This is a genomic window from Nocardia jinanensis (assembly GCF_014645735.1).
Classification (GTDB): domain Bacteria; phylum Actinomycetota; class Actinomycetes; order Mycobacteriales; family Mycobacteriaceae; genus Nocardia; species Nocardia jinanensis.
In genome coordinates this window covers 179,665-202,900 of record NZ_BMMH01000008.1, presented here as the reverse complement: position 1 = coordinate 202,900, position 23,236 = coordinate 179,665, and the positions used below count along the sequence as shown (strand labels likewise).

The following is a 23,236-nucleotide window of genomic DNA, read 5'->3' as shown; positions in this document are numbered from 1 at the left end:
GGGAGCCCTCTCACAGGTGATGCTTGTAGGTGTCGTATTCGGCATCCGGCTCGCCGCTCGGCTCGAAGTGGTCGATATTGGCCATGGTGTAACCCCACTCCTCACGCGGCTTCCACACGGCCTTGACCCGCATCCCCATCCGCACCTCGCTGGCGTCGCAGCCGAGCACGAGGTGGAGGAAGGGAATATCCGCACCGTCGATCAGCACGTACGCACCTACATAGGGCGGTTTGATCCGCTGGCCGAGGAACGGCACGTTCACGATGCAGAAGGTGGTGACGGTGCCGGTATCGGCGAGTTCGACCGTATCCCCGGTGGACCGGCCGTCCACCGGGTCCACCCCGCGCGGCGGGAAGTACACCTTGCTGTTCGCGTCGGCCCGCGCGCCGATGAGTTTGCCCTCTTTGAGCCCGCGCAGGAAGGTGCTCTCCTCGGGGGAAGCGGTGTGCTTGTAGTCCATCCCGATCGGCGTGGTGATCACGGTGACCGGTTCGGCATCCGATGCCGGGGCCGGTTCCGCCGTCGGCGTCTCACCCGGTTCGAAGCAGACGATGTCGTGGATGGTGCCGGTGAGTTCGGCCGCCCAGCGGGCGGTCACGCGCAGACCGGTGCTGATCTCCTCCGGGCTCGCCACGTCCACCGCGTGCAACAGCGCGGAATCGGCGCCGTCGAGCTGGATGAGCGCGTACGCGAACGGCCGGTCGAAGGGTTGGCCGGGCAGCGGGTCGCGGACCCAGGTCCAGGACTTGACGGTGCCGGTGGCGGAGACCTCGACGAACTCCGAGAGCGGTTCGGCGGTCACCGGGTCGAACTCGACCGGTGGTACGAGTACCCGGCCGTCCGAACCTCGGTTACCGAAGACGCGTCGCTCGCGCAGGCCGGTAAGGAACTTGCCGATTACGGGTCCCACGGAGCGCGTGTAGTCGAACTCCATCCGCAGGGGCGCACTGAGCACATCGCTCGGTTTCAGTCCCGGCGGGCGTTCCTGCGTAATTACCGTGGGTGCAGTATTCCCCTGAGTCACGATATCGAGTAGAACAGGTTCTTATTCTGCTGGCAAGCAGTAGGCCGGAAAGGGGTCGGATGTGAAGTTCGGATTGCAGCTCGGATATTGGAGCGCGGGACCGCCGGAACATGCCGCCGAAGTGGTCGTGGCGGCCGAGGAAGCGGGGTTCGACGCGGTCTTCGCCGCCGAGTCCTGGGGGTCGGACGCCTTCACGCCGCTGGCCTGGTGGGGTTCGGCGACCGAGCGGGTGCGGCTGGGTACCTCCGTGGTGCAGTTGTCCGCGCGAACCCCCACCGCGACCGCCATGCACGCGCTCACCCTCGACCATCTCAGCGGTGGTCGCGCGATCCTCGGGCTCGGGGTATCCGGTCCGCAGGTGGTGGAGGGCTGGTACGGGCAGCCGTTCGCCAAACCGTTGCAGCGGACCCGCGAGTACGTCGATATCGTGCGCCAGGTGCTGGCCCGGCAGGGACCGGTGGTCAATGACGGCCCGAACTATCCGCTGCCCTACAACGGCGCGGGTGCCACGGGTCTGGGTAAACCGCTCAAGCCGATAACCCATCCGCTACGTGCTGATCTGCCGATCTGGCTGGGTGCGGAGGGGCCGAAGAATGTGGCGTTGACCGCGGAGATCGCCGACGGCTGGCTCGCGATCTACTACACGCCTCGCATGGCGAATGTGTACAACGAATGGCTGGACGAGGGCTTCGCGCGGCCGGGTGCCCGGCGTTCGCGGGAGGACTTCGAGATCGCCGCCACCGCGCAGGTGATCATCACCGACGATCCGGCGGCCGAGATCGAACGGATGCGCTGGATCACCTCGCTCTACATCGGCGGGATGGGGGCGCCGGAACTGAATTTCCACGCGCAGGTCTACCGCCGGATGGGCTACGAGAAGGAAGTCGACGAGATCGGCACCGCCTTCCAGGCGGGTCGAAAGGCCGAAGCCGCGGCCGCCGTACCGGACGAGCTGGTACTGGAGACCGCGATCATCGGCAACGAGACCCAGGTTCGCGAGCAGATCGGAGTCTGGGAGACCGCCGGTGTCACCATGCTGTTGGTCTCGGTCCCGGATGTGGCCCAACTGAAACGGTTGGCGCCACTGCTCACCCCGTAGAACTTGTTGCAGAATTCGCCGGTGGCCGGGCCGTTCTCAGACCGGCTCGCCCGCCGATGACTCGGTCCACTCCGGTGGCAGGCCGAACAGCGGGAACAACCGTTCGGTATCGAGGAAGAAGTTCAGGCCGGTGATCACGCCGTCGCGCGTCTCCAGCACCGTGACCGACCACGGCGCCCACCGCCCCGGCTCCCCGCTCGGCTTGTAGTGGCCGAAGGCGGGATGCCCGTTGGCCCCGCCCAGCGGAACCAACCGCGAATTCCGGCAGGCCGCACCCGTGCCGAGCATGAAGGCGGCCACGTTCTCCGGGCCCGAGATCCAGAGATCGAAGGGCGGCATGGACAGCGCCACATCGCTTTTCAGTAGTGTGGTGAGCGCGTCCATATCGTAGGACTCGAATGCCGCGACAAAGCTCGCGACCAGCTTGCGCTGGTCCTCGTCGTTCTCGTCGTAACTATCGGTTTCGGCCGGTGCGACCTTGCTCATGGTGGCGCGGGCTCGCTGCAGGGCGCTGTTCACAGACGCGGTGCTCATGGTGAGCGCTTCGGCGGTTTCGATGGCCGAGAAGCGCAGTACCTCGCGCATGATCAGGATGGCGCGCTGCGTGGCGGGCAGATGCTGGCAGGCGGCGACGAAGGCCAGGCGCAAGGAATCCTTGGCGGTGGCGTGCTCGGCGGGATCGGCGCCGAAGGCGAGCGAGTTCGGGATGGGTTCCACCCAGACGTAATCCGGTTGCGGGGGTGGCAGCGGCTTGTCCGGGGTGGACGGGCTGGACAGATCCATCGGCCGGGCCCGGCGCTGCGGGCCGTCGAGCATATCGAGGCAGATATTGGTGGTGATCTTGTAGAGCCAGGATCGCAGGCTGGCCCGGCCCTCGAAGGAGTCGTAGGACTTCCAGGCACGGGTGAACGCGTCCTGGACGGCGTCCTCGGCTTCGAAGGACGACCCCAGCATGCGGTAGGCGTAGGCGCACAGTTCCCGTCTGTGCGCCTCGAAAGATCTCAGGACATCGGCATCGACGGTGCCGGTCTGCTCGCTCATGGGTGCCACTGTGGCACAGCGCACCGACACGTGAACAGAGGATGAAACACGTTGTTTTCTCCTCGGTGGCACAGGTTTCACACCAGGCTCAGAAGCCACATTCTCGGACTCTTCTCCGTGCAGGAGTAGACGGGAGCGACTGGGGTGCGGGAGATGCATACCGAAGCGACTGCGCTCCGGGCGGAAGAGAATTCTTGAAGCTGGGGAACCGATCGGCGGGGGCTGCCGTCAAAACCCGTAGCAAGAACAAATTTCGGGCTTGCGAGCGCTCGGTCATGGGGGTTCGTCGAGTCGGCCAAAGGCGGCGATGCAAGTTCTTGCCGGGCAGGGGATGTCGGGGAGCTGCCACTCCCCAACATCCGGGGCTGCGTTTGCAGCTGTTCACAGTTCAGAACACACAGATGGGGAACACGTCATGAACCTTTTCCGCACGGTCGTCGCTGCGAGGGCGATCGTACTCGCACGGACAAAATCCGGTCCGGCCGCGCCGACCGCCGAGCAGGCGACCCCGCTCGGATGGCTCTGACGGATTCCGTCAATGGATCCACGACCGCTCTCGCCAGCGCGGAAAGGAGATCGTGACATCGCCCTTTCCGCCTGAACGCGGCGCTGGCCGGATTCGGGCAGTCACGCCGAAGTCGGCGGGCCGATTCGGTCGAACACTTCTCTTCGCAGTGGTATCGACGATCGTGATGATCACGAGTGTGCAGGCTTCCGGTACCGCACAAGCCGAGTATCAGCCGTGCACCAACCACAGAGTCACGACCAACTGGGGCAGAGTCGAAGTCGACACGCGTCCGGCAGGAACGGACTCCATCGGCAACATCGCATGGGCCATGTTCATCAACGATATCGCCCATATCCCCGGCAGGTACGACTACCAGATATTGGTCAACGGCCAGAGCCTGCTTACGGATACGCTGCACAAGGACAACAACCTGCACATGACGATCCCCCGGCTACAAAAGGGGCGTTACGTATACGAGTCCGGGGACGAAATCCAGGTGATTGCCTCACACGCCGCCGGCAAAGTTCTGTACGTGACCCCCATCAACCGTTGCACCGTTCCCTATTCGCCAGGATAGCTACATGGATCAAGAGACAGCGCGGCGCGGCGCCGACCTGCTGGCGACCGATATCGAGGCGGCCCTGGGCTTCGAAGTGCACATCGACGAAACGATTCCCGAGCGTCTCCTTCGGCAGCCTTCCCCACCGGGATGGTGGGTAGAATTCACCATCCCGGCCTTGAACGTGTTCCTCGGCTGCACCCCCAACGAGCTCACCCCCAGCGGCATGGCCTACGAACTTGTCCGGCGCATCCATGACGATATCCTGACGCGCAGCGGAAGAATCTGGCCCGCCGCTCCAGATGGTGGGGACCAGCCGTTGCTCCCTACCGTCGAAGGATGGTCCGGTCCGGGCGGCTCGATACCGTACGGACAGGTCAAGGTGGCGAAGGACCCCGACCCGAGTCTCGACGGAGTGGTCCGATGGTGGCTCCCACACAGCTACGACGGCCTCATTGCCAGCCACTCCGGCGACGTATGTTTCTCATTCTGGGAATTCCACGGTGACGAACAACTCATCACGCCGGGCATGCCGGTGACATGGCTCATCGGCGAAGGCAGCCACGGAAAGTACGCAAAGGCAAGCGAAGTCCGACCAGCTCAGCCGTAGTCATCGACTCGGCCGCCCAGTGGAGTCCGGACCCACCGATGATTTACGGGCTCGGTCCGCGTCTGAACGTTTGCAGCCGGCGAACGCGGACCACCACTTCGAGAGGACCGAAACCGTGACCAGCAAGATGATTTTTGTGAACCTACCCGTCACCGACCTGGGACGGTCCAAGAATTTCTACGAGGCGCTCGGTTGGAAGGTCAACGACGACTTCACCGACGACAACGCCGCCTGCATCGTGGTCGACGACAACATTTGCCTGATGCTGCTCACCCACGGGCACTTCAGTACCTTCAGCCGGCGGCCGATCGCCGACACCCGGGCCGCCACCGGCGCCGCCTACGCGCTCTCGCTGGGCAGTGCCGAGGAGGTCGATCGGCTGACCGCGGCCGCAGTGGCCTCCGGCGGTACCGAGGAGGTCAACACCGATAAGCAGGCCCAGGAGGCGCAGGTCGGGATGTACGGGCGGACCTTTCTGGATCCCGACGGTCACCAGTGGGAGCCGTTCTACATGGACTACCCGGGCGCGGAGTAGTAGCGCATCCGCGCCAACGCCCGGCCGACAAGTTGTCGGCCGGGCGTTCGGCGTTTTGCTGTGCAGTACCGGCCGAGGGCCGGCCGCTTGGATCGGGCACTGTCTGTGCGGCGGGCAGGCGATCCCGGCTTCGTGGTCTCCAGTCCGTGTACGGCCGAGTCCCGATCGGCTGAGCCGGATCCGGGGTGGCTTTCACGGGTGGGATTACACCGGAGGTTGCGGACGCGAGACGGAGCGCGCCCGGGTGTGCTGTCGCCGGATCCGGTTCCTACTTGCCGCTGAAGTTCGGCTTGCGCTTCTCTTTGAAGGCCTTGGGGCCCTCCTTGGCGTCGGCGGACTGGAAGACCGCCGTGCCGAGTTTGGCGTCGATCTGGAAGGCCTCTTCCTCGGGAATGCATTCGCTGTCGCGGATGGTCTGCAGGATCGCCTGTACCGCGAGCGGGCCGTTGGCCGCGATGAGGTCGGCGAGTTCGAGCGCTTTGTCGAGCGCCTGCCCGTCCGGGACCACATGGCCGATGAGACCGATGTCCTTGGCCTCGGCGGCACTCAGATGCCGGCCGGTCAGCAGGATATCGGCGGCGACCGTGTAGGGGACCTGACGGACGAGCCGGACCGCGGAGCCGCCCAGCGGGAACAGACCCCAGCGCGCCTCGGACACCCCGAACTTCGCGCTAACGCCTGCGACCCGGATATCGGTGCCCTGCAGAATCTCGGTTCCGCCGGCGATGGCCGCGCCCTCGACGGCCGCGATGAGCGGTTTGGTGAGCCGCCGGCCCTTCAGCAACGCCTCGATCTTGGACAGATCCCAGCCCCCGCCCGCGAACGAATCACCAGGGTGCTGCTGGGTCATGCCCTTGAGATCGGCACCCGCGCAGAAGGCCCCACCCGCGCCGGTCAGGATCGCGACCCGGATATCCGGATCACTGTCGACCTGATCCCAGGCGTCGCGCATGATCGCCATCATCTCGGTCGAGAGCGCGTTGCGCGCCTCGGGGCGGTTCATGGTGACGATGAGGACATGGCCGCGCTTCTCGACGAGGCATTGAGGCATCGTTGTTTCTCCTGTTACTCGGACCCTTGCGGGAAACAGTAACACGTTCTATTTTTGACCTTGTGACGTACAACATAGCCGACCTCGTCGAACACACCATCGACCTCGTGCCGGACCGTGTTGCGCTGGCTGACGACCACCGCTCGGTAACCTTCGCCCAGTTGGAGGACCGAGCGAACCGGCTAGCGCACTACCTGCTGGAACACGGTGTCCAGCCGGGCGACAAGGTCGGTATCTACTCGCGCAACACCATCGAGGCAGTGGAATCGATGCTGGCGGTGTTCAAGGCGCGGGCAGTCATCGTCAACGTCAACTTCCGCTACGTCGAGAACGAGTTGCAGTACATCTTCGAGAATTCGGACATGGTGGCGCTCATCCATGAGCGTCGCTACACCGACAAGGTGGTGAATGTCCGGGCCGAGGTTCCGCATCTGAAGGCGGTGCTGATCGTCGACGACGACACCGACGCCGCCACACCCGCGGACGCCGTGGACTATGAAGCGGCACTGGCGGAATCGTCGGGCGAACGCGATTTCGGCGATCGGTCCAACGACGATGTCTTCATGATCTACACCGGCGGCACCACCGGTATGCCCAAGGGCGTGATGTGGCGGCACGAGGACTGGTGGCGGGTGCTCGGCGGCGGTATCAATTTCATGACCGGTGAGTACGTCCAGGACGAATGGCAGCAGGCCAAGAACGGCGCGGCCGGTGGCCAGATGGTGCGCTACCCGGTTCCGCCGCTGATCCACGGTGGTTCGCAGACCGCGGTCTTCCACGGCTTGTTCGACGGTGGTAAAACCATCATGATTCCGGAGTTCGACGCGCACGTCGTCTGGCAGGCCGTGGACGCCCATGGCATCAATATGGTCTTCATCACCGGCGACGCCATGGCCCGTCCGATGCTGGACGCGCTGAAGGTCGGTCATCCGGAAACCGGTGAGTCCTACCAGCACGCGAACCTGTGGGCGATGGCCAGTAGCGCGGCACTGTTCTCGCCCGCCCTCAAGGACGAGTACATCGACCTGCTCCCGAATACGGTGATCACCGATTCGATCGGCTCCTCGGAAACCGGTTTCGGCGGTATCTCCATCGCCGCCAAGGGTGCGACGCATACCGGCGGTCCGCGGGTGAAGATCGACGCCTCCACGGCGGTGCTCGACGAAGAGGGCAACCCGGTCGTCCCCGGCTCCGGCCAGACCGGCGTGATCGCGCGCAAGGGACATATCCCGGTCGGCTACTACAACGACCCGGTGAAGACCGCGGCCACCTTCAAGGAGTTCAACGGTATTCGGTACTCCATCCCCGGCGATTACGCCCGGGTCGAGGAGGACGGCAGTGTCACCATGCTCGGCCGCGGGTCGGTCAGCATCAACAGCGGTGGCGAGAAGATCTACCCGGAGGAGGTCGAGGGCGCGCTGAAATGCCACCCCGAGGTCTTCGACGCGCTGGTGGTCGGGGTCCCGGACGAGCGCTGGGGTCAGCGGGTGGCGGCCGTGGTGCAGTGTCGTGGCGAGAACCGCCCCACGCTGGAAGAACTGCGGCCGGTGCTGACCCGGGAGATTTCCTCCTACAAGCTGCCGCGCAGCCTGTGGTTCGTCGACGAGATCAAGCGGTCCCCGGCGGGTAAGCCCGACTACAAGTGGGCCAAGGCCCAGACCGAGGAGCGCGACGCCGACGAACACGGTTCGGCGGGTAGCGCTTCGTGATACGGCGCACACGTGGGGGCTGCCGCATGGATTGCGGCAGCCCCCACGTGACGTTTGGGCCCTAGTTCCGTGCGAGTACGAGGCTGGGGCGATGGAGGCCCTACTGCTCTGTGCCGGCTCATCGGCACCCTCGTGCCGTGACTGTCTGTGGTCTGCGATTTGAGCACGAGCCCTGGCGGTACCACATGGTACCGTCTGGTATGGCTGGTTTGAATGTCAGATTCACTGATGAGGAGCTGGAGGCTCTGCGACAGCGGGCCGAACGGGAGGGGCGGAGCATGCAGCAGTTTGCGCATGATGCGGTGATAACCGCGATCAACGAGCATTCGCGTTTGTTCAATGAGGCCGCCGATCACGTTCTGGCCGCCAGCAAAGAACTCAACCGGAGGCTCGCCTGATGGAGTACCTCACGCTTGTCGAGCTGATGCATCTAGCGGAGCGTTTGGGAACACCGGAAGTTCGAGATTACGGGCTGTTGGAGTCAGCGCTGGCACGTCCACGGGCCAGCGTCTTCGGGCAGGATGCGTACCCGGATCTGTGGCAGAAAGCGGCTGCGCTGATGGAATCCATCGCGCGCAACCACGCGATGGTCGATGGAAACAAGCGGCTCGCTTGGTACGGGACGTGGGTGTTTCTGCACCTGAACGGGAATCCGCTGGCCGTGGATTTCGACGTGGATGCTGCTGAGGAGTTCGTCTTGGCAGTGGCGCAAGGCCAACTCGATCTGGCAAAGATCGCAGACGAGCTGACAAGATTCGAGGGATAGCCGGTGCTTTCGGCGGCTGTGGGAAATGCCCACAGCCGCCGACTCTGCTTCAGCTATTGACCGAGTCGACGGCCGATGGCCTGCTGGGTGCGCCCGGTAGTGACGCCGCCTATGCCGACTCGGGGACGAACTGAGCCAGGGGGAGCAGGTGGTTGGTGGCCCCGCCCAGGGCGAACTCGTTACGGGTGGCGGCGGTGAAGTAGTTGTGCACGATATGGTCGCGGTCGATCCCGACACCGCCGTGTACGTGGACCAGGGTGTGGGCGACCTGGTGGCCCGCCTCCGCGGCCCAGAATTTCGCCGTGTGCACGGCCCCGGTCGCGTCCAGACCTTCCGCGAGCTGCCAGGCAGCCTGGGTGGTGGTCAGCCGCAGACCCTGGAGGCTGATGTAGCTGTCGGACAGGCGCTGGGCCACGGCCTGGAAGCTGCCGATCGCGCGGCCGAACTGTTCGCGTTCCCGGGCGTAGTCGGCGACGAGTTCCAGGGAGCGCTCCAGGGTGCCCAACTGCTGTGCCGCCAGGCCGAGCCAGGCGCGGTCGAGCAACCAGCCCAGGATCCGGGCGCCGTCGTCGACGGTCCCCAGCAGTTCGGCCGGTGCCTCGTCGAATTCGACGAGCGATTCGGCGCTACGGTCGGTCACCTGCTGGGCGGTCACAGTGACGGATTCGGCCGACGGGTCGACCAGGAAGACCGCCGCGGCTCCGGATACCGACGCGGGCACCAGGATTCGCGCGGCGCGGTCGGCCACCGGAACCGTGATCTTGGTGCCGCTGACGCGCCAGCCCTCGCCGGATTCGGTGGCGATGGTGCTGGGGCGGGCCGGTTCCCAGTTGTGCTCCTCGGCCAGTGCCACGGTCAGGATCGAGGTTCCCGCACCGGCGTCGGTGGCGAGCTGCTGCTGTTCGGCGGAGCCGAACTCGGCCAGCGCGCCCGCGCCCAGCACGACCGACCACAGGTAGGGGACCGACGCGACGGCTTTGCCGAGTTCGCGCAGGATCGCGGTCTGCTCGAGCGAGCCGAAGCCGCTCCCGCCCACTTCCTCGGGCAGGGCGGCCGCGAGAACGCCGGTCTCGGCGAGTGATTTCCACAGCGGTTCGTCGAACTTGGCGGTGCCGCCGTCGAGTTCGCGGAGGCGGTCGGCGGTGACCAGTTTGCCGCAGACTTCGCCGGTGAGCCGGGCCAGGTCCGACTGGGCTTCGGTGGGGGTGAAATCCATGATGAACTCCTGGAGTCGGGCCGAGGTCAGCGGCCGGAGGCGGGCTGCTTCAGTGCGGTCATGGCGATGATGTCGCGCTGCACCTCGTTGGTGCCGCCGCCGAAGGTGAGGATCAGGGCCGCGCGGTGCATCCGCTCGAGCCGGCCGCGCAGGACCGAACCGGGGGAGTCCTGTCGCAGCGAGGCCTGGGGGCCGAGGACCTCCATGAGCAGGCGGTAGGCCTCGGTCGACAGTTCGGTGCCGTACACCTTGCAGGCCGACGCGTCCCACGGGCGCGGGGCCGCGTCGCCCCCGGCATCCGCACGGCTGGCGATCTCCCAGTTCATGAGCTTGAGGTATTCGACCTTGGCGTGGACCCGGGCCAGGTTCAGCTGGACCCATTCGCGGTCGAAGATCCGGGAGCCGTCGGCGGCCTTCGTCTCTTTCGCCCACGCGGTCGTCTGGGCCAGGGCCAGCTGTAGGGCGGCGGCGGAGGTCAGCGCGACGCGCTCGTGGTTGAGCTGGTTGGTGACCAGCGGCCAGCCGCCGTTCTCCGGGCCGACGAGCGAGGTCACCGGGACGCGTACGTCCTGGTAGTAGGTGGCGCTGGTATCGGGACCGGCCATGGTGTGGACGGGGGTCCAGGAGAAGCCCTCGGCGGTGGTGGGCACGATCAGCATGCTGATGCCCCTGTGCTTCTTGGCGGCGGGATCGGTGCGTACGGCCAGCCAGATGTAGTCGGCGTAGGCGATGAGGCTGGTCCACATCTTCTGGCCGTTGATCACATAATCGTCACCGTCGCGCACCGCGGTGGTGCGCAGACCGGCCAGGTCGGTTCCCGCGCCGGGCTCGGAGTAGCCGATCGCGAAGTGCAGCTCACCGGCCGCGATCTTGGGTAGGAAGAACTTCTTCTGCTCCTCGCTGCCGTAGTGCATGATCGTCGGCGCGACCGAGTTGACGGTCAGGAACGGCACCGGGGCGCCCGCGATGGCGGCCTCGTCGGTGAAGATCAGCTGATCCAGCATCGGCCGGTTCTGGCCGCCGAACTCCTCGGGCCAGCCCAGGGCCAGCCAGCCGTCGCGGCCCATCTCCTCGACAACCTCGCGGTACACATTGCCCTGGCCGTACTCGCCGGTCTGCGAGCTCAGCGCCGCCCGCCGTTCGGGGGTGATCAGCCGAGCGAAATATTCACGCAACTCGGCGCGTAGCTGAACATGTTCCGGGGTATACGCGATGCGCATAGCGGTACCTCGAGCCTTCGTTCTACGGGTTTGGAGATGGGGCCGGGACGTGGGATCGCGCCGCGCTCACCCTCTCGGAGCGCGGAATGGATCTCCGATACCTTGCTCCGATCATTGCATATGCACTGAAACATGTTCCAGTATTGAAGGGTAATCAGCCCATGTAGCCCGTCTCGGCGGCCGTCGCTTGTTAGGCTTCGGCCACAGGGCGGGAAAAGGAGTTTCGATGAAGGTCAGCGTTGACTTCGATCAGTGCGAAGCGAACGGAATCTGCGCGGGAATCGCTCCCGACGTCTTTGAACTCGATGACGAGGACATGCTGCACGTCGCCGAGGGCGAGGTCGCGCCGGATCAGGAGTCGCAAGTGGCCGAGGCGGTCGCGCAATGCCCGAAAGCGGCATTGCGTTTGCTGTGAATCGGCTCTTGCCGTGAATAAGAACACGTTCTAGAGTCGGCCCGGTGAGCGATACAGATACCAGCCTTGCCGGGCGAGTTGCGATCGTGACCGGAGCGGGTGCGGGCCTCGGTAAGGCCGAAGCGCTCGCCCTGGCCGCAGCCGGGGCTTCGGTCGTGATCAACGATCTGGCCGAGTCCGACGCCGTGGCCGAGACGCTGGAGCAGGTGCGGGCACTCGGCGCCAAGGCCGAGTTCGTGGCCGGCAGTGTCGCCGAGCGGTCCACCGCCGACTCGTTGATCACCGCCGCCACCGAATCCTTCGGTGGCCTGGACATCGTGGTCAACAACGCGGGTATCACCCGCGACAAGATGCTGTTCAACCTGTCCGATGAGGACTGGGACGCCGTCCTCGCGGTACATCTGCGCGGGCATTTCCTGCTGACTCGCAATGCCGGGGCCTACTGGCGGGCGAAATCCAAGGAAGCCGGTGCGCCGGTCTACGGCCGGATCGTCAATACCTCTTCCGAAGCCGGTCTGCTCGGTCCGGAGGGGCAGGCCAACTACGCGGCGGCCAAGGCGGGTATCACCGCCCTGACTCTTTCCGCCTCGCGCGCGTTGAACCGATTCGGGGTCCGGGCCAATGCCATCTGCCCGCGGGCGCGCACCGCCATGACCGAGCAGGTCTTCAGTGCGGCACCGGAGGGGGAGGTGGATCCGCTCTCGCCCGACCATGTGGCGCGGCTGGTGGCCTACCTGGCCTCACCTGCGGCGGAGTCGGTCAACGGGCAGGTGTTCGTGGTGTACGGCCCGATGGTGGCGTTGATGGCCGCGCCGGTGGTCGAGCAGCGGTTCGACGCGGCGGGCTCGCAATGGTCAGGTGACGATCTGGCTACCACACTGACCGGTTACTTCGCCGGGCGCGAAGAAGGTCGTACCTTCTCTGCAACGGCTCTGCACGAACTGGGTTGAGTGGTCTTGCCGGGGCGGTCGCGGGATTTCGGTTCCGGGACTCGCCCGACCAGAGTTGAACAACCGTCCAGTCATTGGTAAACAGATGGGTCGACTGTGCCCGGCCTCACACAATGATGCTCAAGGCGTATGAATCATGTTTCAATCCCGCTGTCTGGGATTGTGGCAAGTTTCCAGTTCAGAAGCCTCAAAATGGCCCCAATTAGGAAATGAACGTGTTCTACTTAGCGGGGCGTGCGCCGGGGTGTATCCCGAGCTGCCGCCAGCGGGACCAGTAGTCGGGCAAGGAGGATCAGGGTGAACAAGGTCCTTACCGTGCCGTTGGGGGCTGTCGGCGGATTCTTCGAACTCGCCGCATCGGTGGCCCGGGCGAGTTTCCGCCGGCCGTTCCAGATGCGCGAGTTCATCGACCAGTCGTGGTTCGTCGCTCGAGTATCCATCGTGCCGACACTGCTGGTGGCCATACCGTTCACCGTGCTGGTGAGCTTCACGCTGAACATCCTGCTGCGCGAAATCGGCGCCGCGGACCTCAGCGGTGCGGGCGCGGCATTCGGTGCGGTGACCCAGGTGGGGCCGATCGTCACCGTCCTCATTGTGGCCGGGGCCGGAGCCACCGCCATCTGCGCGGATCTCGGGGCCCGGACCATTCGCGAAGAGATCGATGCCATGAAAGTGCTCGGTATCGACCCCATCCACCGATTGGTGGTGCCGCGCGTCCTGGCATCGATGTTCGTCGCGCTGCTGCTGAACAGCCTGGTGTGCACGATCGGCATCGTGGGCGGGTTCCTGTTCTCGGTCTATCTGCAGGATGTGAACCCCGGCGCCTTCGTCAACGGCATCACGCTGCTGACCCATCTCCCCGAACTGCTCATCTCCGCGGTCAAAGCAGGACTTTTCGGTTTGATTGCCGGAATGGTGGCCTGCTATCTGGGTTTGAACGTAAAAGGTGGTCCCAAAAGTGTCGGTGATGCGGTGAACCAGACAGTGGTTTTCGCCTTCATGGCGCTGTTCGTGGTGAATGTCGTCGTCACCGCTGTCGGTCTCAAATTCGCGGTGCGGTGATATGTCGGCCTCGGTGATCATCCAGTCCCGCTTCCCGAAATTCACCCGTCGCGTCCGCCGGGTTTCGACCTCCCTCGACAATCTCGGCAAACAGGCGGTCTTCTACGGCAGAGCACTCGGTTCCATGCCGCGTGCACTTGTGCACTACCGCACCGAGACGATCCGGCTCATCGCCGAGATCAGCATGGGTAGCGGCGCGCTGGCGGTGATCGGCGGCACCGTGGTGATCGTCGGCTTCCTGACGCTGTTCTCCGGCGGCACCATCGCCGTGCAGGGCTACAGCTCGCTGGGAAATATCGGCGTCGAGGCGCTGACCGGCTTCTTCGCCGCGTTCCTCAATGTCCGCATCGCCGCCCCGGTGATCTCCGGAATCGGCCTGGCGGCCACCATCGGGGCCGGTTCCACCGCCCAGTTGGGGGCCATGCGGGTCGCCGAGGAGATCGACGCCCTGGAATCCATGGCGATCCGGCCGGTGCCGTATCTGGTGGGCACCCGGGTGCTCGCCGGAATGATCGCGATCGTGCCGCTCTACGCACTGGCGGTTATCGCGTCGTTCATCGCGAGCCGATTCGCCACCGTGGTCATCTACGGCCAGTCGGCCGGCGTATACGACCACTATTTCTCCACATTCCTTATCCCGAGCGACATTCTGTGGTCGTTCGCCCAAGCCATTTTCATGGCGTTGGCGGTGATGATGATCCATACGTATCACGGCTACAACGCGGCCGGCGGCCCGGTCGGGGTGGGTATCGCGGTAGGTAACGCGGTCCGCAGCTCGCTGGTCGCGGTGGTCACGGTGACCCTGTTGATATCCCTGGCGGTATACGGCACCTCCGGCAACTTCAACCTTTCCGGATAGCCGCGATGACGGAACTGATGCGAGCGAAAAACAAGAGGGCAGCGGCGTCGAACACCACCGCGGGTGGGTCGTCCCGCGGCGGTGAGGACCCGTGGGCCCCCGTCGGAGCGAACCGCTGGACGGCGTTCCGCGAGACCGCCGGGCTCAAGCTGGCCGGGGCGGGCATGGTGCTGGCCGCGGTGGCAGCCGTCGCCGTCTCGCTGACCATGTTCTTCGGCGGCTTCACCCCGAGTGTCGAGGTGACCGTGACCGCGCCGCGCAGCGGCCTCGTCCTGGACCCGGACGCCAAGGTGAAGGTGCGCGGTGTGCAGATCGGCCGGGTCGCCGGAATCGACCGCACCACCGACGGTACGAATCTGCGGCTGGCCCTGAACCCGGACCTGCTGCATCTGGTCCCCGCCAACTCGACCGTCGACATCCGCTCGACCACCGTGTTCGGCGCGAAGTACATCAACTTCGTGATCCCGCCGGAACCGGCCGCGAAAGCGCTGCAACCGGGCGCGCTGCTGGCCGCCGATCAGGTGACCGTCGAGTTCAACACGCTGTTCCAGCACCTCAGCGACGTTCTCGCCGATGTACAGCCCGAAAAGCTGAACGCCACGCTCACCGCACTGGGCACCGCGTTGCAGGGCCGGGGCGAAAGTCTCGGTCAGTTGCTCGCCGACAGTGATTCCTATCTGCGCGAGATCAACCCGATGCTGCCCACTCTGCAACGGGACCTGAACACCACGGCCGCGGTGACCAACCTCTACGCCGATGTGTCCGGCGATCTGCTGCGCACCGTGGACGGTGCGACGGTCAGCAGCCGGACCATCACCGAATCGGAATCCGATGTCGATGCTCTGCTGGCGAATCTGACCGGTCTCGCCGACACCACGGGTGCGGTGCTGCGCGATAACGAGGCGCAGATCGACACGGCCCTCGATCTGCTCCGCCCGACCGGTGAGTTGCTGAACAGCTACCAGGACGCGTTGTTCTGCCTGATCGGCGCTACCGCCAAGGCGGTGCCGCTGGCCGAGGCAGTCTTCGGCGGCGGACAGGAAGGTGTCGCCCTGAACACGGGATTCATGTACGGGTCTCCGCCCTATACCTATCCGAACGATCTGCCGAAAGTGAACGCCACCGGCGGACCACAGTGCGCGGGTCTGCTCGACCGGGTGCCGGGCAGCCATTCCAACTATGTCGTCACCGACACTTCGGAAGGGCATCCCTACACACCGGTGACAAAGCTGGAACTGAACGCGCCCAAGGTCTTCCAGGTACTGTTCGCCGGACTCCCGGGGGTGGGCCAGTGAAGAACACCGCTACCACCGTCAAACTCGCCATCTTCACCCTGGTGATGACCCTGATCTTCGCCGGTCTGGCGGTGGTCTTCTCGCAGATGCGTTTCTCCCGGGAAACCGGATACAACGCGGTCTTCACCAGCGCCTCGGGCATGCTGCCCGGCGATAAGGTCCGGATCGCCGGTGTCCCGGTGGGTTCGATCGCCTCGGTGAAGGTCGACGACGAATACCACGCCCACGTGAAATTCGATGTCGACACCGAATACCGGCTGCTGACCAGCACACGCGCCACCATCCGCTACGAGAACCTGGTCGGTGACCGCTACCTGGAACTGCTCGAGGGACCCGGCGAGGCCACCGGCCTGGACAAGGGCGGCACCATCGGCCTGGACAAGACCGCGCCCGCCCTGGATCTGGATATGCTGCTCGGCGGGTTCAAACCACTACTGCGCGGACTGGACCCGGCACAGGTCAACGATCTGACCAATGCGCTGCTGCAGATCTTCCAAGGACAGGGCGGAACCCTGGTCGAGCTGCTCAACAGCGGCGGGTCGTTCACCAAAACCCTCGCCGACCGGGACGCGCTCATCGGTAGTGTCATCGACAATCTGAACTCGGTGCTGAAAACAATCGACGACCGCGGCGACCAGTTCGCCACCACCATCGACGAACTGCGCCGCCTGGTGAGCGGGCTGGCCGCGGACCGCGACCCCATCGGCGCCGCGCTGCCGCGTATCGCCGACGCCACCGCCGCGACCACCGATCTGCTGGCCCAGGCCCGCCCCGATCTGGCGGCGACCATCGCGCAGACCGGGCGGTTGGCCACCAATCTCGACAACGGTTCGGACACCGTGCAGTGGGTGCTCGACAAACTGCCGGCCACCTACCGCAAGCTGATCCGCATCGGTTCCTACGGTTCGTTCCTGCAGTTGTACGTATGCCGGACGAACTTCCTGATCGACGGTCCGGACGGGAAACCGCTGCTGCTCGAACTACCCGGTGAGCAGACGACCGGAAGGTGCGTGAGCGAGTAGATGAAAGAGCAATCGCGCGCGGTGACCATCGGCATCGTCGGATTGGTACTGGCTGTGGCGGTCGCCCTGTCGGCCCTGCAATTCGAACGACTGCCGTTCATCCGCGGTGGCGCCACGTTCACCGCCAACTTCGCCGACGCCGGTGGTCTGGTGACCGGTGACGATGTGGAGGTGGCGGGGGTGCGTTCGGGCAAGGTCGAGGACGTGAGTCTCGACGGCGCGCAGGTACTGGTGCGCTTCAGCCTCGACGAATCGATCGTGCTCGGCGACAAGACCTCGGCCGCCATCAAGACCAATACCGTGCTGGGTCGTAAATCGCTGGCCGTGAACCCGGCCGGCGACGGAGCGCTGAAGGTCGCCGACACCATCCCGCTGGCCCGCACCACCTCGCCGTACTCGCTGAACGAAGCGCTCAGTGATCTGGCCGGCACCGTGGGCGACCTCGACCTGCAGAAGGTGGATCAGACACTGGACGCGCTGTCGGCGGCCTTCGCCGACACCCCGGCGCCGCTGCGGTCGGCGCTGGACGGCGTAACCGCGCTGTCCAAGACCATCAACGCCCGAGATCAGGCACTGTCGGATCTGCTGGTTCGCGCCCAGGATGTCACCAAGATCCTGGCCGACCGTGCCGATTCCATCAACGCGCTGCTGGTGGACGGTAACCAGCTGCTGGGCGAACTGGATCGGCGGCGCACCGCCATCAGCCAGATGATCGTCTACGTGAACGCGCTGGCCCAGCAGCTGTCCGGGCTGGTCCACGATAACGAGGCCCAGCTGAAACCGGCGCTGGACAAGCTCAACTCGGTACTCGATCTGTTGCAGCGCAACCGGGACAACATCAACGGTGCGCTCGACGGTCTGGGTCCGTTCGCCGCGGCACTCGGTGAACAGGTCGGCAGCGGACCGTACTTCAACGCCTATGTCGTCAACGCCAGCAGTGAGACGCTGCACCCGCTGGTGGACGCGCTGGTGTGGCCGCAGCATCTGCCCGAATCGCTGCGCGCCTATCTGCTCGAACCCGGTCCCAAGATCGGTCCGTCCGCACAGGAGCCGCCGCGATGATGCGATCCCTTCGCCTTCGCTCCGGGCTCCGCGGGCCGAGTGTGTCTCCTTCGGGGGAGGAGGCGTTCCTGCGATCCCTTCGCCTTCGCTCCGGGCTCCGCCGACCGGATGAATCTGCCCCCAGGAGAACCCAATGACCACTCTGAAGGACAAGGTCCGGGCTGTTCCCGGTAAGTGGGTGGCGATCGTCGCGGGTGTCGTGGTGGTGGCGCTGGTCGCCTTCGGGGGGTACACGGCGTTCCAGCGGATCACCAAGAACGAGATCACCGCTTATTTCACCTCCACCAGCGGCCTCTACGCGGGCGACGATGTGCGGGTGCTCGGGGTGCCGATCGGCAATATCGACAGCATCGAACCGGGCAAGGACCAGGTGAAGGTGACGATGTCGCTGGACGGCGGCGTCGATCTGCCCGCCGACGCGCGGGCGGTGATCATCGCACCGTCGCTGGTATCGGCTCGGTTCATCCAGATCGCGCCCGCCTACACCGGCGGCGATAAACTCGCCGACGGCGCCGAGATCCCGATCGAACACACCGCGGTCCCGGTCGAATGGGACGATATCAAGACCGAGCTGAACAAGCTGTCCACCGCCCTCGGCCCGGTCGGCGACGACCCCCAGGGTTCCTTCGGCCGGTTCGTCGACACCGCGGCCGACAACCTGGACGGCAACGGCGACCGGTTCCGCGCCACCCTGCACGAACTCTCGGCCACGCTGACCACGCTCTCCGATGGCCGCACCGATCTGTTCGGCACCATCCGGAATCTGCAGAAATTCGTGGACGTGCTCTCCAAGAGCAACGATCAGATCGTCGAATTCGGGGGCCGATTGTCGTCGGTATCGTCGGTGCTGGCCGGGGTCTCGCAGGATCTGGGCGCCGGTCTGGACAATCTGGACCTCGCGCTCGGCGATGTGCACCGGTTTCTCGACGGCAGCGGTACCGAACTCACCGAGGGTGTGCAGCGGCTCGCCGACGTCACCCAGATCCTGGTCGACAAACGACCGGAACTGGAACAGGCACTGCATTCGGGGCCGACAGCGCTGGTGAACTTCTACCAGATCTACAAGCCCGCCCAGGGCACACTGACCGGTGCCATCTCGCTGAACAACTTCGCCGATCCGGTGAGCTTCCTGTGCGGTTCGGTACGCGCGCTCGAACAGCACGAATCCGATACCAGCGCCGACCTGTGCGCTCAGTATCTCGCCCCGGTGCTCAGCTCGCTGGCGATGAACTACCTGCCCATCATGACCAATCCGGCCACCGGTGTGACCGCCTTCCCGAACCAGTTGCAGTACACGACACCGGATCTGGCGGGGAAGGTGGATCCGCAGAAGGTGGGCCCGCCGGCCGCGCCCGAACCCGCGCCGATCATCGTGCCGGCCGGGGTCGCGGGGCTGGCCATCCCCGGTGTGCAACTTCCCCAGATTCCCGGTCTGCCCGGAGGAGGACGATGATGCGCCTCGAGCTGCGGGCGCCGGGCGCCCGGCGCCGGATCGCGGCAGTGGCCGTCGGGCTGGCACTGGCGCTGCCGGCCACCGGCTGCCAGTACGACGGACTCAACTCGCTGCCGATGCCCGGCACCGAGGGCACCGGCGAGGGCTCCTACAAGGTCCGGATCCAGATGCCGAACGTGACCACTCTGACCCGGAATTCGCCGGTGCGCGTCGACGATGTCGCGGTCGGGACGGTGACCGATATCGAGGTGGAGGACTGGCACGCGCTGGTCACGGTTTCGCTGAACCCGGGCGTGGTGCTGCCGGCCAATGCCACCGCCAAGATCGGCCAGACCAGTTTGCTCGGCAGTAACCACGTCGAATTGGCTCCACCGACCGACGTGCCGCCGGAAGGGCGCCTGGCCGGAGGTGATGTGATCCCGTTGGATCGCGCCGGGGTCTATCCGACCACCGAGCAGGTGCTGTCCTCGCTGTCGGTGGTGCTCAACGGCGGCGGTATCTCGCAGCTGGAGAACATCACCAGCGAACTCAACAAGGCGCTCGTCGGCAACGAGGACGAGGTGCGCGACCTCCTGCCGCAGATGAACGATCTGATCCGCAACCTCGACGGGCAGCGCAACGACATCATCGCCGCGATGGAGGGGCTGGACCGGGTCAGTGGCCAGTTCGTCCAGCAGACCGATGTGGTGGCCGCCGCCATCGAGGAGATCCATCCGGCGCTGACCGTGCTCGCCGATCGGCGACAGAACATCACCACCACCATCACCGAATTGGGTGAGCTCAGCGATGTGGTGAATCGGCTGATCGCCGCCAGCGGTGACGATCTGAAGGCGAACCTGGCCAATCTGGCTCCGGTGCTGCAGACCCTTTCCGATACGGGTGCCGACCTCGTCGAATCGCTCAAGATCATCGCGTCCTTCCCGTTCCCGTTGAAGAACCTGGACAAGGCGATCAAGGGCGACTACCTGAACCTGTTCATGACCGTCGACCTCACCGGCGCCCGGCTGGATTCCAACTTCCTCACCGGCACCGGACTCGGCGGTATGTTCGGCGGCGTCGAGGTCGCGCTCGGTCAGGTGGCCGGGGCCGCGGGCCAGCAGGGCAACCCGCTGACAGCTCCGCTGGCTCCACCGCCCGGCGCGCCCGCCGGTGGTGAACAGCCGCAACCGACGATTCCGGGGCTGCCGCCGATTCCCGGCCTGCCCGCCATACCGGGACTGACCGTGCCGATGCCCGGACAGCAGCCGCAAGGGGGCGAGGGCCGGTGACGCTGTCCCGTTTCGTTCGAATCCAGCTGACGATTTTCGCGATCCTCACCGTGGTCGGTCTCGCCATCATGGGCGGCACCTACGTGGGCGTGCCCGCCATGCTCGGGATCGGCCGCTACGAGGTCACGGTGGAACTGGCCGCCACCGGCGGGCTCTACCAGAACGCCAATGTCGCCTTCCGCGGCACCAATGTCGGTGTGGTCCGCGAAGTACGGCTCACGAACGACGGAGTCGCGGCGAAGTTGTCGGTCGACAGCGGCTACAAGATCCCCGCCGATTCCTCGGCGCTGGTCCGCAGCGTCTCGGCCATCGGCGAACAGTACGTCGATCTGGTGCCCCCGCCGGATCCGGGTGATGCCAACCTCTACGACGGCAGCGTGATCCCGGTGGACCGGACCGAGCTCCCGCAGGATGTGGGCGCGCTGCTGGACCAGGCCGACCGGCTGCTGTCCAGCGTCGCCGACACCCGGCTGCGACAGGTCATCGACGAAGCGTTCCGGGCCTTCAACGGTGCCGGACCGGATCTGCAGCGTTTCCTCGACTCCGCCTCGCTGCTCGTCCAAGAGGCCAACGACAATGTCGGGCCGACCAAACAGCTGATCGAGCAGATCGGGCCGTTGCTGGACACCCAGGTGAACTCCGATGCGGCGATCCGTTCGTGGACCCGGGATCTGGCGACCGTCACCGACACTCTGCGTGCCCACGATCCGGCACTGCGCAGCATCCTCGCCGGCGGGCCGTCGGCGCTGGAGCGGGTGACCCAGCAGTTCGACGATCTGCGGCCGACGCTGCCGTTGCTGGTGAACAATCTGGTGAGCCTGGGGCAGGTGGGCGTCACCTATCACTCCGGTCTGGAACAGATCCTGGTGGTGTATCCGCCGCTGATCGCGGCCCTGCTCACCGCCGTACGCGGGCCGATGGAATACGGCGCGCTGGTCGACTTCATGACCGTGCTCAACGATCCGCCGCCGTGTACCACCGGCTTCCTGCCGCCGGATCAGCGGCGCGAACCGACCGAACTCGATACCCCCGACACGCCGAAGGGTCTGTATTGCAAGGTCCCGCAGGACGACAAGACCGCGGTCCGCGGTATCCGCAATACTCCGTGTATGGACTTTCCCGGCCGCCGGGCGCCGTCGCCCGAATTGTGCCGCACCGGTTACGTTCCGGAGGGAACCAACCCGCCCTTCGGCCCGCCGCAGCCGGTGGCGCCGACCGAACCGCCGGGTCCCGTGGCGCCCGCTTCCGCGCCCGATACGGCGCCGGGGGTTGCGGGAGTACCCGCGGCACCTGCTAGTTTCTCGGGCGCAGGCACCCCCGCCGCCGCACTCTCCTACGATCCGGCCAGCGGGGTCTACACCGGCAGCGATGGAGGCAGCTACCGTCAGGGTGATATCGCCCCCGGCGGTTCGGGCACCGTACCCGCGGATTGGCAGGCAATGTTCGAGGAGCAGCAACGATGAGCGAGACCAAGGACCCCCGCCGTAACCGTAGGCGCGCCAGCCGGACGGCGGGCCCGCCCCCCGCCGAGGACGCGGCGACCGAGAAGCTCGAACCCGGGGCCGTCGCCCCCGGGTCGCCGGAACAGGCCGGCACCGATGAGCAGCCGGCCGCTGCCACCACGGAGACGGCCGCGGCCGCTCTCGCGGCGGAGGCCGCTACCGCGAAGGCTGCGACCGAGGCCACGACGGAGAAGGTCTCGATCGAGACCACCGGGAAAATCGGCACCGAGGCGGTTACCGAGAAGATCACGACCGGAAAAGCCGCCACAGGTGCGGCCGCGGTGTCCTCCGGCGAATCGGCGGGCGCGGCGGAGACCGTACGACTGGTGAAAGCCGGTTCGTCCGGCAGCGCCGCGGAGGAAGCGGCGGCCGACGAGGCCGATCCGGGCGAACCGGAATCCACCGGGGTCCGGTCCGGCCGGTCCTGGAAGCGGATCGTCGGCCTCGCCGCGGCGGCAGTGCTGGTGCTCGGGCTGGTCGGTGCCGCGGTGATCTCGATGCTGGCCGTGCAGTCCACCCAGCAGCGCGACGAGCGCCGCGCCGAATACGTGGCGACCGCGCGGCAGACGGTGCTCAACCTGACCACCATTCGCGCCGATACCGCCAAGGAGGATATCGACCGCATCCTCACCATGGCCTCGGGTGATTTCAAGACCGAGTTCGACGGCCGGATCGACCCGTTCACCGAAATCGTCAAACAGGCAAAGGTCGTCTCGACCGGCGAGGTGATCGAGGCCGCGGTCGAACGCGACGACGAGGAATCGGCGGTGATCCTGGTCGCGGCGAAGCAGACGCTCACCAACGCGGGATCACAGGAACAGCAGCAGCGGTTCTACCGATTCCGGGTGACCGTGCAGCGGGCCGACGACGGCACGCTGACCGCCTCGGACGTGAAGTTCGTAGCGTGACCGGGCAGCGCCCGGAGGAGACAGGGTGCGTAACCACGGAGGGTGGTGCGCGGTCGTGCCGGACCAACGCAGCATGAGGAACCTGCATGCCGAGAGGAACCG

The 23,236-nt window shown here is 65.8% G+C and carries 23 protein-coding genes; 18 read left to right on the top strand and 5 right to left on the bottom strand.

The window, feature by feature from the left end; translation table 11 throughout:
* Positions 1-10: 10 nt before the first annotated feature.
* Positions 11-1,024: a Zn-ribbon domain-containing OB-fold protein gene (locus IEY68_RS20300; protein WP_373292991.1), complete on the bottom strand. Its 1,014-nt coding sequence runs from the start codon at positions 1,022-1,024 to the stop codon at positions 11-13.
* Positions 1,025-1,085: 61 nt separating this feature from the next.
* On the opposite strand from IEY68_RS20300, the gene IEY68_RS20295 reads away from it, so the two are divergent.
* Positions 1,086-2,123: an LLM class F420-dependent oxidoreductase gene (locus IEY68_RS20295; RefSeq protein WP_062998184.1), complete on the top strand. Its 1,038-nt coding sequence runs from the start codon at positions 1,086-1,088 to the stop codon at positions 2,121-2,123.
* 36 nt (positions 2,124-2,159) lie between these two features.
* Here IEY68_RS20295 and IEY68_RS20290 read toward each other — a convergent pair whose 3' ends face one another.
* Positions 2,160-3,164, bottom strand: coding sequence for a sigma-70 family RNA polymerase sigma factor (locus IEY68_RS20290; protein WP_062998182.1), 1,005 nt, complete (start codon positions 3,162-3,164; stop codon positions 2,160-2,162).
* A gap of 578 nt (positions 3,165-3,742) precedes the next feature.
* Here IEY68_RS20290 and IEY68_RS20285 point away from each other — a divergent pair.
* The 3 genes from IEY68_RS20285 to IEY68_RS20275 all read left to right on the top strand — a co-directional run bounded on the left by IEY68_RS20285 (position 3,743) and on the right by IEY68_RS20275 (position 5,376).
* The gene (locus IEY68_RS20285) at positions 3,743-4,249 is read left to right on the top strand and encodes a hypothetical protein (protein ID WP_156426018.1); all 507 of its coding nucleotides are present in this window, start codon (positions 3,743-3,745) and stop codon (positions 4,247-4,249) included.
* Positions 4,250-4,253: 4 nt separating this feature from the next.
* A complete protein-coding gene (locus IEY68_RS20280) occupies positions 4,254-4,841 on the top strand; it encodes a hypothetical protein (protein ID WP_058853261.1) in 588 nt (195 codons plus the stop codon).
* 115 nt (positions 4,842-4,956) lie between these two features.
* The gene (locus IEY68_RS20275) at positions 4,957-5,376 is read left to right on the top strand and encodes a VOC family protein (protein WP_082681140.1); all 420 of its coding nucleotides are present in this window, start codon (positions 4,957-4,959) and stop codon (positions 5,374-5,376) included.
* A 268-nt stretch (positions 5,377-5,644) separates the two neighbouring features.
* Here the strand turns inward: IEY68_RS20275 and IEY68_RS20270 are convergent, their stop codons facing one another.
* Positions 5,645-6,427: a crotonase/enoyl-CoA hydratase family protein gene (locus IEY68_RS20270; protein WP_058853260.1), complete on the bottom strand. Its 783-nt coding sequence runs from the start codon at positions 6,425-6,427 to the stop codon at positions 5,645-5,647.
* A gap of 62 nt (positions 6,428-6,489) precedes the next feature.
* On the opposite strand from IEY68_RS20270, the gene IEY68_RS20265 reads away from it, so the two are divergent.
* The 3 genes from IEY68_RS20265 (at position 6,490) to IEY68_RS20255 (ending at position 8,902) form a co-directional block, all read left to right on the top strand.
* Entirely contained in the window at positions 6,490-8,136 is a 1,647-nt protein-coding gene (locus IEY68_RS20265; RefSeq protein WP_058853259.1) for an acyl-CoA synthetase, read from the top strand.
* A 200-nt stretch (positions 8,137-8,336) separates the two neighbouring features.
* Complete coding sequence (locus IEY68_RS20260) at positions 8,337-8,534, top strand: plasmid mobilization protein (protein ID WP_189094400.1); 198 nt, start codon at positions 8,337-8,339, stop codon at positions 8,532-8,534.
* Positions 8,534-8,902: a type II toxin-antitoxin system death-on-curing family toxin gene (locus tag IEY68_RS20255; protein WP_058853258.1), complete on the top strand. Its 369-nt coding sequence runs from the start codon at positions 8,534-8,536 to the stop codon at positions 8,900-8,902. Before IEY68_RS20260 ends, IEY68_RS20255 begins: the two co-directional genes overlap by 1 nt.
* 109 nt (positions 8,903-9,011) lie before the next feature.
* Here IEY68_RS20255 and IEY68_RS20250 read toward each other — a convergent pair whose 3' ends face one another.
* Together IEY68_RS20250 and IEY68_RS20245 are read right to left on the bottom strand one after the other, a co-directional pair.
* Positions 9,012-10,118, bottom strand: coding sequence for an acyl-CoA dehydrogenase family protein (locus tag IEY68_RS20250; RefSeq protein WP_058853257.1), 1,107 nt, complete (start codon positions 10,116-10,118; stop codon positions 9,012-9,014).
* Positions 10,119-10,144: 26 nt separating this feature from the next.
* Positions 10,145-11,338, bottom strand: a complete 1,194-nt coding sequence (locus tag IEY68_RS20245) for an acyl-CoA dehydrogenase family protein (RefSeq protein WP_058853256.1) — start codon at positions 11,336-11,338, stop codon at positions 10,145-10,147.
* 226 nt (positions 11,339-11,564) lie between these two features.
* Between IEY68_RS20245 and IEY68_RS20240 the strand changes: the two genes are divergently transcribed.
* The 11 genes from IEY68_RS20240 to IEY68_RS20190 all read left to right on the top strand — a co-directional run bounded on the left by IEY68_RS20240 (position 11,565) and on the right by IEY68_RS20190 (position 23,134).
* On the top strand, positions 11,565-11,753 hold the full coding sequence (locus IEY68_RS20240; protein WP_030522901.1) for a ferredoxin: 189 nt from the start codon (positions 11,565-11,567) through the stop codon (positions 11,751-11,753).
* Between the two features lie 44 nt (positions 11,754-11,797).
* Positions 11,798-12,703, top strand: coding sequence for a 3-oxoacyl-ACP reductase (locus tag IEY68_RS20235; RefSeq protein WP_058853255.1), 906 nt, complete (start codon positions 11,798-11,800; stop codon positions 12,701-12,703).
* 297 nt (positions 12,704-13,000) lie between these two features.
* The gene (locus tag IEY68_RS20230; protein WP_058853254.1) at positions 13,001-13,765 is read left to right on the top strand and encodes an MlaE family ABC transporter permease; all 765 of its coding nucleotides are present in this window, start codon (positions 13,001-13,003) and stop codon (positions 13,763-13,765) included.
* Position 13,766: 1 nt separating this feature from the next.
* Positions 13,767-14,624: an MlaE family ABC transporter permease gene (locus tag IEY68_RS20225; RefSeq protein WP_058853253.1), complete on the top strand. Its 858-nt coding sequence runs from the start codon at positions 13,767-13,769 to the stop codon at positions 14,622-14,624.
* A 164-nt stretch (positions 14,625-14,788) separates the two neighbouring features.
* Positions 14,789-15,919 (top strand): MCE family protein, encoded by a 1,131-nt coding sequence (locus IEY68_RS20220; protein WP_058853435.1) that lies wholly within the window; start codon positions 14,789-14,791, stop codon positions 15,917-15,919.
* Complete coding sequence (locus tag IEY68_RS20215) at positions 15,916-16,941, top strand: MCE family protein (protein WP_082681119.1); 1,026 nt, start codon at positions 15,916-15,918, stop codon at positions 16,939-16,941. The genes IEY68_RS20220 and IEY68_RS20215 overlap by 4 nt, the downstream gene beginning before the upstream one ends.
* Positions 16,942-18,003, top strand: coding sequence for an MCE family protein (locus tag IEY68_RS20210; RefSeq protein ID WP_062998180.1), 1,062 nt, complete (start codon positions 16,942-16,944; stop codon positions 18,001-18,003).
* A 133-nt stretch (positions 18,004-18,136) separates the two neighbouring features.
* Positions 18,137-19,456, top strand: coding sequence for an MCE family protein (locus IEY68_RS20205; RefSeq protein ID WP_058853252.1), 1,320 nt, complete (start codon positions 18,137-18,139; stop codon positions 19,454-19,456).
* Positions 19,456-20,724 (top strand): MCE family protein, encoded by a 1,269-nt coding sequence (locus IEY68_RS20200; protein ID WP_058853251.1) that lies wholly within the window; start codon positions 19,456-19,458, stop codon positions 20,722-20,724. The genes IEY68_RS20205 and IEY68_RS20200 overlap by 1 nt, the downstream gene beginning before the upstream one ends.
* Positions 20,721-22,187, top strand: coding sequence for an MCE family protein (locus IEY68_RS20195; protein ID WP_058853250.1), 1,467 nt, complete (start codon positions 20,721-20,723; stop codon positions 22,185-22,187). The genes IEY68_RS20200 and IEY68_RS20195 overlap by 4 nt, the downstream gene beginning before the upstream one ends.
* Positions 22,184-23,134, top strand: coding sequence for an Rv1363c family protein (locus IEY68_RS20190; protein ID WP_058853249.1), 951 nt, complete (start codon positions 22,184-22,186; stop codon positions 23,132-23,134). Before IEY68_RS20195 ends, IEY68_RS20190 begins: the two co-directional genes overlap by 4 nt.
* Positions 23,135-23,236 lie beyond the last annotated feature (102 nt).